We start from the raw sequence: 14,701 nt of genomic DNA on the forward strand, positions 1-14,701 counted from the left end.
ACGTTCAATTAATTCAAGAGAGCGAAATGCTCCTACGCAATGATCCTGAAATCTCCAGGCGTGGTCCAACTCTCCAGCTCTTCCACATCGATCCGCGAGACCGCCGCTCCCAGCGGGCCCTGCCGTAGCCGCTCGATCATGTCCGCAACCGCCGCGTCGGCGCCGGTAAGCCATGCCGTCACCGAGCCGTCTCTCTCGTTGCGCACCCAGCCCAGCAGCCCGAACCTTGTCGCTTCGCCTCGCGCCCAGATCCTGTAGCCGACACCTTGAACCTTGCCGTATATGCGCGCCTGAACCGCCCTTTTCCGGTCTTTCATGGCTCACTCCCTTGCATAGAGTCTGGCGCGGCACCGAACGAAGGCAACTGGCTTGAGGTACTATCCAATCGAAGACCGGGAGTTTTTGCGGAAATAAGTGACTTGATCCAGTAAATGGTTGACTGGGTCAATTTTCTGGCCATCATCCCTGCGGTCTGGAAATTTCCCGGAGGCTTCTGGCATGAGCGATCGCAATGCCTTGGTCGGCGATATCCGCCGCTTCAACCGGTTCTATACCGGGCTGATAGGGTTGCTCGACGAGACGTTGATGCACAGTGCCTATACGCTGACCGAGGCGCGGGTGCTGTTCGAGCTCGGTCATCACCCCCGCGATTGCCCCACCAAACCTGGCGGCAAGACAGGCTTTCTGGCCCGAGCGCTTCGGCTCGATCTCGAACCGGTGGCCTCCGCAATCGCTCGGGGCCTTCAGGTGGATCCTGCCTATGTCACTAGAATCCTTCGCAAATTCTCTGCCGCCGGCCTGACTGAAATGTGCACCGGTCCCGCGCCGCTACGATCGCGCGTTCTTTCGCTTTCCGCGCGCGGCCAGGCCGCGCTTGCCGCACTTCATGCGGCTACGGATCGTGATCTCGCCCGCCTGACCGCGAGCCTGAATGACAAGGAAGCCGCGGAACTGTCGGATGTGCTGACGCGTGCCAGGCATCTGCTCGGCGTAGCGATGGCTCCTGAGCGCCCGGAAGTGCCCTAGTTTCCCCGCGCCGCCGCCAATGCGCCCGGCAATTCCTCGGCGAAGATATCCAATTCGTGGTCGAGACCGACACTGACGCGGATGCAGCGGTCTAGTCCTGGCGCCATCGGTTTGCGGATGAAGACGTCGCGCGACAACAGTCCCTGCAGCACTTTCAGGGCGAAAGCACCGTCATGGCCGCAGTCGATGGTGACGAAATTGGTCGCCGAGGCGAGCGGCTTCAACCTGTTCTGTTCGGCGATATCAGCGATGCGCCGCCGTCCGGCGGCCACCCGGGCCACCACCGCCTCGAGATAGGCCTGGTCGGCGAGCGCCTCGACGCCGGCGATCTGCGCCATGCGGCTGACGCCATAGTGGTTGCGGATCTTCTCGAAGTCGCTGATCACCAGCCTCTCGGCCAACGCATAGCCGCACCGTATGCCGGCAAGTCCGTAGGCCTTCGAAAAGGTTCGCATGCGGATGACGTTTGGCCGCGAAATATCGATCGGCGGCAGGGCCGAGGCCGGTCCCAGCTCGCCATAGGCCTCGTCGAGCACCAGCATGGTGGTTTCCGGCAGGGCTTGTATGAAGCCGATGATCTCGTCGGCCTCCCACCAACTGCCCATCGGATTGTCCGGGTTGGACAGATAGACCAGCGGCGCCTTTTCCCTGACGACCGCCGCGAGCAGACCGTCCAGGCTTTCGCGATCGTTCTCGTATGGGACGCTCACCAGCCGGCCGCCGACACCGGCAATGTGGAAGTTGAAGGTCGGATAGGCGCCGAGCGAGGTGACCACCGCATCGCCAGGCGCCACATACATGCGCGCCACCAGGCTGAGCAGGCCGTCGATGCCTTCGCCGACAACGACGTTCTCGACAGCCACATTGTGATGCGCGGCCGCCGCAACTTTAAGGTCGTAATTGTCCGGGTCGCAATACATCCACTGGTCGCGCGCGACACTCTCCATGCGGGCGATCACGCGCGGCGAGGGGCCAAAGCTGCTCTCATTGGCGCCGATGCGGGCACGGAAAGCGCGCCCGCGTTCACGCTCCTGCGCTTCGGGGCCGACAAACGGCACGGTCGACGGAAGCGCGGCGATGAGTGGTGAGAGGGCAGGGCGCTGAAGCATGTCGAAAGCTCGCTTGGAAGGGAGCCTTCTTGCTAACGTGCCGCTTGGGACGGTGCAAGGTCAGGATCGGCCGATCCGGTGGCCTTACTGGATTCTGCCGGCGGTATTTGCCAGCGAGGCAGGATGAACACACGATTGCCCCCCATCTAGTCCAGGCAATTCAACGCTCGATCTGCACCAAAGCGCAACCCGCGGCCAGTTCTACCAGCCAGGAATTGCCCCAGAATCCCCGCATCGCGCAAAGCCGCGGTCCGGTACGCTCTTATTTTTCCATATTAGTGACGCGGGCTTGTTGATTGTGCCGCCGCTTTTCTTTATCCACCGGCGCAACGGAGAGGTGGCCGAGTGGTCGAAGGCGCTCCCCTGCTAAGGGAGTAGAGGTCAAAAGCTTCTCGTGGGTTCGAATCCCATCCTCTCCGCCATGACCCCAAGACCTTGGTTGCTCTCGGGGGTTACCCCGGATTTTTCTGAGCCTCTGCTTGATCCAGAAAGAGCGCGATCTCATTGGGCAGGTTACCGGTCTCCAGGAAGGGTGCGTGGCCCTGATCCGGTACGGTGATTGTCCTGGTGCCGGGATGACGCTTTCGCATCTCCTCCAGCGTTTCCTGGGACAATAGCCTTGAATTGGCGCCGCGTATGACGAGCAGCGGAATGGCCGCCAACGCATCGAATTGCTGCCAAAGAGGCGGCAATGGCTGTGACAGGTCGAGATTGGCAACCGTGTCGACCAGCTTCGAATCGAAATCGGGCAGCAGCCCTTGATTCGTCTCGCGATAGAGCGCGCGCACCATTCGCTCCCAGTCGCCCTCAGCAAGCGCTGGAAAGTCCTTGCTATGAACGTTGCGCTGGGCATCCACCGCCTCGGTGAAGGTTTTCGGCTTTGGCGTGCGTTCGAGATAGGACTGGATGTGAGCGAGGCCGGCGGCTTCGATCACTGGCCCTATGTCGTTGAGCACGATGGCTTTCAGTACCGCCGGCTGCATCGTGCCAAGGACATGGATCACCAGCCCGCCGCGCGAGGTGCCGATGAAGGCCGCCTGTCCGATACCGAGTGCGGCCAGCCCGGCAAGGACGTCGCCGGCTTCGATGCCGACATTGTAGTGACTGACATCGGGATCGTAGGCCGACTGCCCCCGTCCGCGGTAGTCGAAAGCGACAACCTTGCGCGCAAGGGCGGATCGCGTTGAGAGATAGAGCGCAAGCTCGTGAAAATCCCGCGCGTTGCGCGTCAGGCCAGGCAGACAGACGACCGGCCAATGGGCGGAACTCGCTTCGCCATAGACACGCGCGTGAAGCCTCAGCCCATCTGGCGCGGCATAGAAGAAGTCGGAGAAATCTGGATTGCTCGACATGGAATGGACGCCTTAGCCGCGAGATCGTCCACGACTGCTATAGACGGAGCGCTGGAGGGTCAAACGGGAAAGGCTCCTCCTTCTCCTCGCACGGGGAGAGCAAGAGCCTCAGCTGCGCCCATTCACGAGATCGCCTACAATGTCGTACTTGCCGGAAATACGCATCTTGTAGACCTCGTAATTCTCCATCACGCGCTGCACGTAACTTCTTGTTTCCGTGTAGGGAATCCGCTCGACCCAGTCCACCACCGCATCGATGTCCTTGCCGCGCGGGTCGCCGTATTTCGCCACCCACTGGCTGGCCCGGGCGGGGCCCGCATTGTAGCCCGCGAAGGTCAATACGTACGAGCCGTTGAAGCGATCGAGCTGTTCGCCAAGGAACGCCGAACCAAGCGTTGCATTGTAGCCGGCGTCGCTTGTCAGCCTGGTCTGCGAAAACTGCAATCCGGCCTTCTTCGCCAATTGCTTGGCGGTTCCCGGCATCAGCTGCAGCAGGCCGCGCGCGCCGGCACCGGATACGGCACCGACGTTGAATTCGCTTTCCTGGCGGGCGATCGCATAGGCCAGCGCCTTGCCCGAACCGGAAATATTAGCCGAATCGGGGATGACGCCGAGCGGATGCGACAACGCACCGACATCGATGCCGCGCGCCCCGGCGATCTTGCCAACTTTCAGCGCCATGAAATGGTTGTTCTGCTTTTCCGCAAGGACAGCGAGCAGCGCCAGTTCACCCGGGCTGGTCAACTGCCCGGCAAGGTCGCGATAGAGCGTTTCGGCATAACGGTCGTATCCTGCCTCCTGCAGGCGCTTGATGGCGGAGACAGCCTCGCGGCCGGCAAAGTTCTGCCGGTCGGCGGCACTTGGCTGGGGATAGACGATGTTGAGCGCCTGCCGGCCGACGCGTTCGGCGGCTAGCTGGCCGTAGAACGTCGTGCCGTAGGTCGCCGCACGTCCAAAATAATCCTTGGCATTGCCGGGGCCGCCGACTTCCGCGGCGCGGCCGAGCCAGTAATAGGCGCGCGACAGGGTCATCGGCCCCTGGGCTAGCTCGGCGATGCGCGCGAAGTGCGTCGCCGCGAGCTTGGGATCGCTCAGGCCGCGCAGCGCATACCAGCCGGCATGGAACTCGGCTTCCGCTGCATTGGCCGCGCTTTCGGCTGCATGCATGGCGACTATCTTGTATGCGGTCTTCATGTCGCCCTGGTCGACCAGTTCGCGCGACAGCACCCGGCGTTCGACCCACCAGGCGTCCGGATCGACCAGGGATTCACGGTCTGCCGGCGCTTTCATGACAACCGCCGCTGCGCCCGCAAAATCCTCCTGCTTGCGCAGATATTCGGCCTGCGCGAAGAAATAGCCGGCCGAACGCTGCGCCACCGGCACCGCCTTCAGCAGTTTGGCCGCATTCTTGTCGCCTCTGTCGGCCGCCACCCAGGCGTCGGCAAGCTGCTGGGCGCCGGCGAGGCCGGCGACACGCAAGGCGGAATTCACCCGGTCGGCATAGAACATGCGTTCCATGCGAAAACGGTGATCGGCGGCGGGAACAAGGCCGCCGAACTCCTTGATCAGAGCCGCCTCGTCCTTGGCGTCCAGGATCGCGGTGCGCCAGAACGGCGACAACGCCGATCGCGCCGCTTTGGCGTTGCCGGACGACACATAGGCGCGCGCGAGAACCATCACGCCTTCGAATGTCTGCGGCTGGCTGCCGTCGAAAGCCTTGATGACGATGTCCGCCGCCGGGTTCTCGCGATAGAGCGCGCGCTCGCTGTTCTTGCGCAATGCAACGGTGCCTGGCCAATTGGGCAGCATCTTCGCGGCCGCCGCGATATCGCCACTCGGAACCTTGTCGCCTCCGTAGAGCGCGATCGCCCAGGCCAATATGTGCTGGTCGAGCGATTGTGCGGGGAGGGCATCGCGCACACCGCGCGCGCCGGGAATATCGCCAGCTGCCAGCGCATCCAGGCCGCTTTTCAAGAGCGCGACGCCGGGGGTGGGGGCCTGTTGCGCCTTGTCCTGTACGCCAGGCATCGGAATGGCCGAAGTGACCCGCACATCGGCGCTGCCACAGATCGCCACGCCGGGCATCAGCGCGGCGATGGCGCCAAGAAGCGCGAACAGGCGGGGCCGACCGGTCGGCATGATCCTTCGTGTCTTTCCTTAGTCCAGCATTTTACCAGCAGGCGAAGAAGCCTCGAAGCCTAGACTTAGGTCGTGAAGGGCTCGTAAACAAAGGGTTATCGAGGCCGTTCGAATAACGCTTGCTGGCACCATGGCAATGCTTGCCGCGCAACAATGTCGAGACTATGGTGCGCGGCTTCGCTTTCGGTTAGAAGGCGCGCACGATAAAACACCGATGCATGTCGCCCAAAACCGGCAACCGCTTTTGGGACGACGACATGCATGAACCTGGAAGTCCCAAGGAGTTGGACGACATGCTGAGAGGCTCGCTTACTGCGCTCGTGACACCGTTCGAAAAGAGCGGGCGTTTCGACGAGAAAGCCTTTCGCGCGTTCGTCGAATGGCAGCTTGGGGAAGGCACCACGGGCCTCGTCCCGGTAGGCACCACCGGCGAGTCGCCGACGCTGTCGCATGACGAGCACCGCCACGTCGTCAAGGTCTGCATCGAGGTGGCCAGGGGCAGGGCGCCTGTCGTCGCCGGCGCCGGTTCCAACAACACCGAGGAAGCTGTTGGGCTTGTGCAGTATGCCGAAAAGGCGGGTGCCGATGCGGCCCTGGTCGTCACGCCCTACTACAACAAGCCGACACAGCGCGGTCTCTACGAGCATTTCGCCGCCGTCGCCCGGGCGACCAAGCTGCCGATCATCATCTACAACATCCCGCCGCGCTCGGTGATCGACATGACGCCGGAGACGATGGGCCGGCTGGTGCACGACTTCAACAACATCGTCGGCGTCAAGGACGCGACCGGCAAGGTCGAGCGGGTGTCCGAGCAGCGCATGACCTGCGGCAAGGATTTCATCCAGCTTTCCGGCGAGGATGCCTCGGCACTCGGCTTCAATGCGCATGGCGGCGTCGGCTGTATTTCGGTGACCTCGAATGTCGCACCGAGGCTGTGCGCCGAATTCCAGGAGGCAACGTTGTCCGGCGACAGCGCCAAGGCGCTCGAGCTGCAGGACCGTCTCTTGCCCCTGCACAAGGCGATCTTCATAGAGCCCGGCGTCTCCGGCGCCAAATACGCGCTGTCGAAGCTGGGCAAGGTCGAGAACGTGCTGCGTTCGCCGCTGGTCACCATCGAGCAGTCGACGGCCGAAAAGATCGATGCGGCCATGAAGCACGCCGGCTTGATTAATTGAGGATGAGGCGCCACCTCTCCACATCATGAATCAAGTCAGAAAAGCCGATCCCAACAACAAGACCGTTGCGGAAAACCGCAAGGCGCGGTTTTCCTATGAGGTGCTCGACACGATCGAGACCGGCTTGGTGCTGACTGGCACCGAGGTCAAATCGTTGCGCCAGGGCCAGGCCAACATCCAGGACAGTTATGCCTCGGTAGAAGGCGGCGAGATCTGGCTGATCAATTCCTATCTGCCTGAATACCTGCAGGCCAACCGCTTCAACCACGAACCGCGCCGGCGCCGCAAGCTGCTGCTCAACAAGCGCGAGATGGCAAAACTGTCGCAGAGCGTCGACCGTGAAGGGATGACGCTGGTGCCGCTAAAAATCTATTTCAACGATCAGGGGCGCGCCAAGCTGCTGCTTGCCGTTGGCCGCGGCAAGAAGCTGCATGACAAGCGCGAGACCGAGAAGCAACGCGACTGGTCGCGCGAAAAGGGCCGGCTGCTCAAGGAACGCGGGTGATCAGGTGACAGCCTGAAAAAAGCCAACAGCCGGGGCTTCAAGGTCTAACAATCGGCAAGCCCAACAGGGGATGGTCTTGAAGAAGCGGATTGTTCTCTGGGGCCTCGCCAGTCTTGCCCTGGCATCTATCGTTGCGGCGGGGGCCTTGGTCTATTTCCACACCTATTCTCCCGACCGCGGCAGATATCCGGTCAGGGGCATCGACGTCTCCCATCATCAGGGCAAGATCGACTGGCGGCGCGTTGCCGCCGATGATGTGGCTTTCGCCGTCATCAAGGCGACTGAGGGCGGCGACCATGTCGACGAAGCCTTCGCCGGCAACCTGCGCGAGGCCCGCGCCGCCGGGCTCGCCGTCGGCGCCTATCATTTCTTCACCTTCTGCCGTCCGGGCGCCGACCAGGCCAGGAATTTTATCTCGGTGGTGCCGCGCGATCAGCCGTTGCTGCCGCCGGTCGTCGACATCGAGTTCGGCGGCAACTGTCCGCAGCGCCCGTCGCCCGAGCAACTGAACGCCGAACTGCAGGCTTTCCTTGGACCCGTCGAGGCGGCCTTCGGCAAGCCAGCGATCGTCTATCTGACGGATGAAGCCGAAGCTGCCTATGCCGGGCAAATCAGCGCTCGCCCACTCTGGCTGCGCTCTCTGCTCATGGAGCCGGACCGCCGTGACTGGATCTACTGGCAGTACCACAACCGGGGACGCGTGGACGGCATTGAGGGGGACGTCGACCTGAACGTTTTGCAGGGCGGGCCGCAGAAGTTGGCGGCGCTGCTTGCCCCCATACCTTGATGCCACTGAAACCATTTACGATCCAGCTGGTGCCGGAACAGCCAGATTTTCCCTGGTGCTGCGTCGACCCATCGCCGAATAACCCATCCCGGCGGCCATGATGGCGATGGCCACGCATTGGATCGCCAGCGGGGTCTCGCCAAGCACGACCATGCCGACCATCACGGTGGCGATCGGCACACCCGGCAGGAACAGCGATGCAGCCTGCGAGCCCAATTGGTCGACAATGTAAGTGTAAAGGAACATTGCGACAGCGCCGGCGAGAAGACCTTGAATGACGATCTGGCTGGCGATTTCGGCGCCTGCGGCGGCATGGAGGCCGCTTGGCGCAAAGACATAGAGAAGTGGCAGCGGCAGGCAGGACAAAAGCACGACGCTCGCGGTCGCCGTCACCGGCTCGACACGCCACCGCTGCACAAGAACGGCATATGTGGAAAACATCGCGCCCGATCCGACAAACAGCAGATCCCCGAACAAGACATCACCGGCGCCGGTGCGCGCCGGCGCTATGAACAGCAACAAGCCGGCGATGATCGTGGCGACGCCAACGATCCGCCGGCGCGACGCGCTTTCCCTGAACAGCGACAATAGGAACGAGAAGAAGACGATCGAGGCGGGGCAGAGCGCCGCGGCATGGGCGGCGGGCGCATGAGTGAGGCCCCAGTTGATGATCAGCGGATAGGGCAATCCGGCCAGCGCCGCCAACGTCAATCCACGCCGCCAGCCCAGCGCCGTCATGGTCGCCAGGCCGCGCCTCCAGACGATCGGCAGGAACACCGCGCCGGCACCGGCAAAGCGCAAGCCGGCCATGTCGGTGGCCGTCAGATGCTCCCTGAGGCTGAAGCGGGCGGCCACGAACTGCGCGGCATAGATGGCGATCATGGCGAGGCCGGCGATCACCGCAAGCCTTGTGTTTCCCGTGTCTCGGACGTCCGCCATGTTCTGCCACCATATTCATGCCGCCAGGAGGAGACAGCCCCGACCTTGCGATGAAGCGCAGCCTATTGTCGAAATGGCCGCGACTAAATACGCTGTTTTTCGAAAATTGACGTGTAGTTCACGCAAATGAGGTGGCTTGAACGTGAATCCTGAATCGGGCGACCTCGACGCCGTCGATCGCAGTCTTTTGCGGCTGCTGCAGGAAGATGGACGCCGCACCACGCTTGATCTGGCAGCGCGCGTCGGCCTGTCGCCGACCGGCACCAGCCAGCGCGTGAAGCGCCTGTTTCGCGACGGGTTCATCACCGCCGTCAGGGCGGTGCTCAATCCGGTAAAGATTGGCCGAGGCATGCTTGTCTTCATCGAGGTGCGGCTCGATCACACGGCCCCGCATATTTTTGATCGTTTCGCCGAGGCGGTCGCAAAGGCGCCCGAGGTTCTGGAATGCCATATGGTCGTCGGTGGCTTCGACTATCTTGTGAAGGCGCGCATTGCCGAGATGGCCGACTATCAGGACTTTCTCAAACGCGTCATCCTGCCGCTGCCGGGCGTGAAGGAAACACATACCTATGCCTCGATCGGCGACGTGAAACCGGATGCCCTGTTGCCGGTGTAGGCAGGCACCGGAGACCGTACGACGTCCGATACTTCAGGTCTCCAGGAATGCCGCGATGTCGCCAAACACCCTGACGAACATGTCTTCAGTCAACACGCCGGTATTGGTGTTGTAGCGCGAGCAATGATAGCTCGAAAACAGCGTAATGCCGCCGGCGGGCAATTGCCCGCCATGTTTGAACGGATAGGCGGCGATGCGCCCGCCCAGTGCCCGCACGGTCGACTGGTGCGCGATCGATCCCAGCGCCAGCACGGCGCGCAAGTTTGGAAAGCGAGCGATCGTCGACACCAAAAATGTCCGACAGGTGGTGATCTCGGCGCCCACCGGCTTGTTCTCCGGCGGCACGCAGCGCACCGCGTTGGTGATGGCCGTGCCGACGAGTTCCAGCCCGTCATCGGGCCGCGCCTTGAACTCGCCGCGTGCAAAACCGTGGGCAATCAGTGTCGAATAGAGCAGGTCACCGGCATAGTCACCGGTGAACGGGCGCCCGGTGCGGTTGGCGCCGCGCAAACCAGGCGCCAGACCGACGATCAGAAGCCGGACGGTGTCTTCGCCGCGCGGTGGCAGGAAGGTCGGCACTGGCGCATTGAACCAGGACGGCTCGCGCTGCCGCCATTCGGCGATGAAGTCATGCAACCGCGGGCAAAGTGGGCAGTCGCGGCTGGGTTCGGAAGCGGAGAGGACGGTCAAGTCGACCGGCCTCAGTAGTCGTCCTCCTCGACTTCGGCCGGTTCGGGCCGCCTTACGGGCCGCTCGGAGGGATCGCGGCCGACTTCGTTCTTCAGCGTCGCCAGGTCGATGAAATGGTCGGCCTGGCGGCGCAGGTCATCCGAGATCATCGGCGGCTGCGAGGCCATGGTCGAGACGATCGACACCTTGCGGCCACGCCGTTGCAGCGCCTCGACCAGCGTGCGGAAATCGCCATCTCCGGAGAATATGACATAGTGGTCGACGACGTCGGCGAGTTCCAGCGCATCGACAGTGAGCTCGATGTCCATGTTGCCCTTGATCTTGCGGCGGCCGGTCGAGTCGGTGAATTCCTTGGCCGGCTTGGTCACCACCTTGAAGCCGTTATAGTCGAGCCAGTCGATCAGCGGCCGGATCGAGGAATACTCCTGGTCCTCCACCAGCGCGGTATAATAATAGGCGCGCAACAGGTAACCACGCTTGTGGAAGCTCGCCAAAAGCTTGCGATAGTCGATGTCGAACCCGAGTGCGCGCGAGGTGGCGTAGAGATTGGCGCCGTCGATGAACAGGGCGATTTTTTCACGAGGGTCGAACATCGAAATAATCCTTTTCGAAATAAGCGCCGTCTAAACGAAATGCGGTATCGACTATTGGTCAGGCTCATGAAAACCGGCGACCTTGGACCAACGGAGATAACGCCAGTTTGGTGGCAATCCAAGGGCGTCTGGCGCACTGCAAGCAATTGTGATCGTAGAGCCGAACCGTGGACGCGGCCGGTTTTGCCAAATCCGGAGTTTGATGGAGGGATTGAGTGCCCTGTGGGCCTGCATCGCCATGATGCTTGTATTTTGGCGCCGTTCGGGTTATGGACCGCGCCTGTTTTCCGTCACATCCAGGCATGAAAGGGGCAATCCATGGCCCGCGTAACCGTTGAAGATTGCATCGACAAGGTCGACAACCGCTTCGAGCTGGTGCTTCTGGCCGGCCACCGCGCCCGTCAGATCAGCCAGGGCGCGCAGATCACCGTCCCGCGCGACAACGACAAAAACCCGGTCATTGCGCTGCGCGAGATTGCCGACGAGACGCTGTCGCCCGACGATCTCAAGGAAGATCTGATCCATTCGCTGCAGAAGCATGTCGAGGTCGACGAGCCCGAAGCCGATGGCGAAGTGATCGCCGACCAGACTGGCGGTGCCGTCGCCGCCGCCGACACCGACGACGCCGAGGACAACGTCACCTTCGATCGCATGACCGAGGAAGACCTGCTGGCCGGCATCGAAGGTCTGGTCCCGCCGGAAAAGAGCGACGACTACTAAGACAGCTCTCCGGAAGCGCCTGGAACAATCTTCCGGCCCTTCCGTCACGGCAGTTTCGTGGCTATCGAGTACCAACTGTCGCAAATACCAGATGCAGTTTTGGCCGCACTTGGCATAATGTATGAATCTGGTATTTGCGACAGTTGGTACCGGACATGCGCCGTACGACAGTGCGGCGCATGATTCATTTCATCGCCGAGAGATTTAGCCCATGATGCGTCAGTATGAGCTTGTCGAGCGCGTGCAGCGCTACAAGCCTGACGTCAACGAGGCGTTGCTCAACAAAGCCTATGTCTACGCCATGCAGAAGCATGGCCACCAGAAGCGCGCTTCCGGCGATCCCTATTTCTCGCACCCGCTCGAGGTCGCGGCCATCCTCACCGAGATGCACATGGACGAGGCGACCATCGCCGTCGCCCTGCTGCACGACACCATCGAGGACACCACGGCGACGCGAGCCGAGATCGACGATCTGTTTGGCCCCGAAATGGGCAAGCTGGTCGAGGGCCTGACCAAGCTTAAGAAGCTCGATCTCGTCTCCAAGAAGGCCGAGCAGGCGGAGAACCTGCGCAAGCTTCTGCTGGCGATCTCGGAAGATGTGCGCGTGCTGCTGGTCAAGCTCGCCGACCGTTTGCACAACATGCGCACCCTTGATCACATGCCCGAGGCCAAGCGCCTGCGCATTGCCGAGGAGACGATGGACATCTACGCGCCGCTGGCCGGGCGCATGGGCATGCAAGGCATGCGCGAGGAGTTGGAAGAGATCGCCTTCCGCTTCATCAATCCGGAAGCCTACCGCGCCGTCACCGCCCGCCTCGCCGAGATCTTCGAGCGCAACAAGGGCGTACTGACCGACATTGAAAAGGCGCTGTCGGCACTGTTTGAGAAGCATGCCATCAACGCCGGCGTGAAGAGCCGGCAGAAGAAGCCATGGTCGGTGTTCCGCAAGATGGAGGCCAAGGCGCTGTCCTTCGAGCAACTGTCCGACATTTTCGGCTTCCGCGTCGTCGTCGACACCGTCGAGGATTGCTATCGCGCGCTGGGTGCCATCCACACCACCTGGTCGATGGTGCCCGGCCGTTTCAAGGACTACATCTCGACGCCGAAGCAGAACGACTACCGTTCGATCCACACCACCATCGTCGGCCCTTCGCGCCAGCGCGTCGAACTGCAAATCCGCACCCGCGAGATGAACAAGATCGCCGAATACGGCGTCGCCGCCCATTCCATCTACAAGGACACCGGTGGCAAGACGAACGGCGCCGGCCATGCGATCTCGAAGGAGACCAACGCCTATGCCTGGCTGCGGCGCACCATCGAGCAACTGGCCGAAGGCGACAATCCGGAAGATTTTCTCGAAAACACCAAGCTGGAGCTGTTCCAGGACCAGGTGTTCTGCTTCACGCCGAAGGGCATGCTGATTGCCTTGCCGCGCGGCGCCACGCCGATCGATTTCGCCTATGCCGTCCACACCGATGTCGGCGACACCTGCGTCGGCGCCAAGGTCAATGGCCGCATCATGCCGCTGATGACGGAATTGAAGAATGGCGACGAGGTCGAGATCATCCGCTCCAAGGCGCAGGTGCCGCCAGCCGCGTGGGAATCGGTCGTCGTCACCGGCAAGGCGCGCGCCGCCATCCGCCGCGCCACCAAGAATGCCATCCGCAAGCAGTATTCGGGTCTCGGCGCGCGTATCCTTGAGCGTGCCTTCGAACGAGCCGGCAAGACCTTCACCAAGGAAAGCCTGAAGCCCGTCCTGCACCGGTTGGCTCGCAAGGACATCGAGGATGTGTTGGCGTCCGTCGGTCGCGGAGAACTGGCTTCCACCGATGTCATGAAGGCGGTCTTCCCTGACTACAAGGACGAGCGCGTCACCCCTGCGGCTCCCAAGCAGCGCGAGGAGGGCTGGTCAAAGATCCGCAACGCCGCCGGCATGCTGTTCCAGATACCTGGCCGGGCCGCGCGCAAGGACAAGGACCAGCCAGGCGCCGGCGCCGTGCCGATCCGCGGCGTGCGCGGCGACCTGCCGGTGCGCTTCGCGCCGGAAGGCGCGGTCCCTGGCGACCGTATCGTCGGCATCGTCCAGCCGGGCACCGGCATCACCATCTACCCGATCCAGTCGCCGGCGCTGCAGGCTTTCGACGACCAGCCGGAGCGCTGGATCGACGTGCGTTGGGACATCGACGAACGCACCAAGGAACGGTTTCCCGCGCGCGTCTCGGTCACCGCCATCAACGCGCCGGGCTCGCTCGCCGACATCGCCCAGGTCGTTGCCTCAAACGACGCCAACATCCATACGCTGTCGATGGTGCGCACCGCGCCCGATTTCACCGAAATGCTGATCGATCTCGAAGTCTGGGACCTCAAGCATCTCAACCGGCTGCTCTCGCAGCTCAAGGACAATTCGAGCGTCAGCGATGCGCGGCGCGTCAATGGCTAGCGATAGCCGATCCATGGGGGACGAGATGAATACCGAAGAAGTGCTGGGCATATTCCGCGAGGCTGGCGCTGTTCTGGAGGGTCATTTCATCCTGACGTCGGGCCTGCGCAGTCCGGTCTTCCTGCAGAAGGCACGGGTGTTCATGCATGCCGACAAGACCGAGCGGCTGTGCAAGGCGCTGGCCGAGAAGATCCGCGCCGCGGTGCCGGGCAAGATCGACTATGTCGTCGGGCCGGCGATCGGCGGGCTGATCCCGGCTTACGAAACCTCGCGCCACCTTGGCGTGCCGGCGATCTGGGTGGAGCGGGAAGGGGGCGAGTTTCGCCTGCGGCGCTTCGAGATCGACCAAGGCGCCCGCGTCGTCATCGTCGAGGACATCGTCACCACCGGATTGTCGATCCGCGAAACCATCGATTGCTTGCGCCAACTCGGCGCAGAGGTGGTCGCGGCTGCCTGCATCATCGATCGTTCGGCCGGCAAGACCCATGTCGGCGTGCCGCTGATTGCGCTTGCCGAATACGAGGTTCCAGCCTATCCGCCGGACAGGTTGCCGCCGGAGCTTGCCGCCATCCCGGCCATCAAGCCCGGCAGCCGCAACATCTGAGGAGGA

The 14,701-nt window shown here is 62.5% G+C and carries 15 protein-coding genes and 1 tRNA gene; 9 read left to right on the forward strand and 7 right to left on the reverse strand.

The features are described 5' to 3' along the window. Positions 1-32: 32 nt before the first annotated feature. Positions 33-317, reverse strand: coding sequence for an acylphosphatase (locus tag EN850_RS00615; protein ID WP_127278538.1), 285 nt, complete (start codon positions 315-317; stop codon positions 33-35). A gap of 181 nt (positions 318-498) precedes the next feature. On the opposite strand from EN850_RS00615, the gene EN850_RS00620 reads away from it, so the two are divergent. After that, entirely contained in the window at positions 499-1,026 is a 528-nt protein-coding gene (locus EN850_RS00620) for a MarR family winged helix-turn-helix transcriptional regulator (protein ID WP_135919582.1), read from the forward strand. Here EN850_RS00620 and EN850_RS00625 read toward each other — a convergent pair. Next, positions 1,023-2,135, reverse strand: coding sequence for a pyridoxal phosphate-dependent aminotransferase (locus EN850_RS00625; RefSeq protein WP_136090388.1), 1,113 nt, complete (start codon positions 2,133-2,135; stop codon positions 1,023-1,025). The two genes, EN850_RS00620 and EN850_RS00625, sit on opposite strands and share 4 nt — an antisense overlap. Before the next feature lie 331 nt (positions 2,136-2,466). On the opposite strand from EN850_RS00625, the gene EN850_RS00630 reads away from it, so the two are divergent. Further along, a tRNA-Ser gene (locus tag EN850_RS00630) sits at positions 2,467-2,557 on the forward strand. A 30-nt stretch (positions 2,558-2,587) separates the two neighbouring features. On the opposite strand, the gene EN850_RS00635 is transcribed toward EN850_RS00630, so the two are convergent. Continuing rightward, complete coding sequence (locus EN850_RS00635) at positions 2,588-3,487, reverse strand: alpha/beta hydrolase (protein ID WP_136090389.1); 900 nt, start codon at positions 3,485-3,487, stop codon at positions 2,588-2,590. A 108-nt stretch (positions 3,488-3,595) separates the two neighbouring features. Continuing rightward, complete coding sequence (locus EN850_RS00640) at positions 3,596-5,626, reverse strand: lytic transglycosylase domain-containing protein (protein ID WP_136090390.1); 2,031 nt, start codon at positions 5,624-5,626, stop codon at positions 3,596-3,598. A gap of 293 nt (positions 5,627-5,919) precedes the next feature. Here EN850_RS00640 and dapA point away from each other — a divergent pair, with 293 nt between their 5' ends. From dapA to EN850_RS00655, 3 genes are all read left to right on the forward strand, one after another. Next, the gene (gene dapA, locus EN850_RS00645; protein ID WP_127278541.1) at positions 5,920-6,801 is read left to right on the forward strand and encodes a 4-hydroxy-tetrahydrodipicolinate synthase; all 882 of its coding nucleotides are present in this window, start codon (positions 5,920-5,922) and stop codon (positions 6,799-6,801) included. 25 nt (positions 6,802-6,826) lie between these two features. Continuing rightward, positions 6,827-7,306, forward strand: a complete 480-nt coding sequence (gene smpB, locus EN850_RS00650) for an SsrA-binding protein SmpB (protein WP_027144197.1) — start codon at positions 6,827-6,829, stop codon at positions 7,304-7,306. A 76-nt stretch (positions 7,307-7,382) separates the two neighbouring features. Next, on the forward strand, positions 7,383-8,093 hold the full coding sequence (locus tag EN850_RS00655) for a GH25 family lysozyme (RefSeq protein WP_135863724.1): 711 nt from the start codon (positions 7,383-7,385) through the stop codon (positions 8,091-8,093). A gap of 15 nt (positions 8,094-8,108) precedes the next feature. Here EN850_RS00655 and EN850_RS00660 read toward each other — a convergent pair whose 3' ends face one another. Then, the gene (locus EN850_RS00660; protein ID WP_135863726.1) at positions 8,109-9,032 is read right to left on the reverse strand and encodes a DMT family transporter; all 924 of its coding nucleotides are present in this window, start codon (positions 9,030-9,032) and stop codon (positions 8,109-8,111) included. A gap of 142 nt (positions 9,033-9,174) precedes the next feature. Between EN850_RS00660 and EN850_RS00665 the strand changes: the two genes are divergently transcribed. Next, positions 9,175-9,648, forward strand: coding sequence for an Lrp/AsnC ligand binding domain-containing protein (locus EN850_RS00665; protein WP_127871508.1), 474 nt, complete (start codon positions 9,175-9,177; stop codon positions 9,646-9,648). Positions 9,649-9,681: 33 nt separating this feature from the next. Here the strand turns inward: EN850_RS00665 and EN850_RS00670 are convergent, their stop codons facing one another. Then, on the reverse strand, positions 9,682-10,338 hold the full coding sequence (locus EN850_RS00670) for a uracil-DNA glycosylase (protein ID WP_127276198.1): 657 nt from the start codon (positions 10,336-10,338) through the stop codon (positions 9,682-9,684). Positions 10,339-10,349: 11 nt separating this feature from the next. Next, positions 10,350-10,931 carry an NYN domain-containing protein gene (locus tag EN850_RS00675; protein ID WP_127276201.1) on the reverse strand — a complete coding sequence of 194 codons (582 nt, stop codon included), beginning with the start codon at positions 10,929-10,931 and terminating at the stop codon, positions 10,350-10,352. A 318-nt stretch (positions 10,932-11,249) separates the two neighbouring features. On the opposite strand from EN850_RS00675, the gene rpoZ reads away from it, so the two are divergent. From rpoZ to pyrE, 3 genes are all read left to right on the forward strand, one after another. After that, positions 11,250-11,651, forward strand: a complete 402-nt coding sequence (rpoZ, locus tag EN850_RS00680; protein WP_127276203.1) for a DNA-directed RNA polymerase subunit omega — start codon at positions 11,250-11,252, stop codon at positions 11,649-11,651. 211 nt (positions 11,652-11,862) lie between these two features. Continuing rightward, a complete protein-coding gene (locus EN850_RS00685; protein ID WP_127276205.1) occupies positions 11,863-14,091 on the forward strand; it encodes a bifunctional (p)ppGpp synthetase/guanosine-3',5'-bis(diphosphate) 3'-pyrophosphohydrolase in 2,229 nt (742 codons plus the stop codon). Positions 14,092-14,116: 25 nt separating this feature from the next. Next, complete coding sequence (gene pyrE / locus EN850_RS00690) at positions 14,117-14,695, forward strand: orotate phosphoribosyltransferase (RefSeq protein WP_136090391.1); 579 nt, start codon at positions 14,117-14,119, stop codon at positions 14,693-14,695. The last annotated feature ends 6 nt before the right edge of the window (positions 14,696-14,701 follow it).

It is taken from the genome of Mesorhizobium sp. M8A.F.Ca.ET.207.01.1.1, from assembly GCF_004794715.1.
Lineage (GTDB): Bacteria > Pseudomonadota > Alphaproteobacteria > Rhizobiales > Rhizobiaceae > Mesorhizobium.